Origin of the sequence: Trujillonella humicola (assembly GCF_046233715.1) — a bacterium.
GTDB lineage: Bacteria > Actinomycetota > Actinomycetes > Mycobacteriales > Geodermatophilaceae > Trujillonella > Trujillonella humicola.
The window spans coordinates 1-742 of sequence record NZ_JBJNRJ010000142.1; the positions used below are offsets into that span (position 1 = coordinate 1).

Here is a 742-nt window from a genome sequence, read left to right on the forward strand (position 1 = left end):
CTGGCCCGGATGCTGCTGGACCAGATCGACGCGCTCAACGCCCAGATCGACCGGCTCACCACCCGCATCGACGAATTGATCGAGGCGATCCCGGCCGCCGGCGCACCGGCCGGCCCCTCCAGCGGCCAGTCCGCCGACTCAGCATCCGCCTGCGATCGACCGCTCCCGGCGGTGGAACGCCTGGATGAGATCCCCGGCCTGGCACGCCGCGGCGCCCAGGTGATCCTGGCCGAGATCGGGCTGCACATGGCCCAGTTCCCCACCGCCGGGCACCTGGTGTCCTGGACCCGGCTGTGCCCCCGCACCATCCAGTCCGGGCCGACCACCCGCGCCGGGCGCACCGGCAAGGGCAACCCCTACCTCAAAGGCGTGCTCGGCGAGGTGGCCACCGCCGCAGCGAAAACCAACACCTTCCTCGGCGAGCGCTACCGGCGCCTGGTCAAGCGCCGCGGCAAGCTCAAGGCCCTGGTCGCCGTCGCACGTTCCATCCTCGTGATCATCTGGCACCTGCTCACCGACCCGACCCTGCGCTACCGCGACCTCGGCGCCGACTATCACAGCCTTCGCATCGACACCCGACGCAAGACCCGCGATCACATCCGCGGCCTGGAAGCACTCGGCTACACCGTCACCCTCACCGCGGCCGCCTGACCCCACACTCCAGCCGACCTCGCCGACTGCCGCCGAGGTCCGCTGCAGCGCGTCCGTCGAGTTCCAGTGCGGGTGACTATTTTCCGGTCAG

Annotated in this window: 1 protein-coding gene; it reads left to right on the forward strand. The window is 70.6% G+C overall.

Features of this window, described 5'->3' with window-relative positions:
• Positions 1 to 651: transposase (locus tag ACK586_RS25460; RefSeq protein WP_409333324.1), on the forward strand; the 651-nt coding region annotated here is incomplete at its 5' end.
• Positions 652 to 742 lie beyond the last annotated feature (91 nt).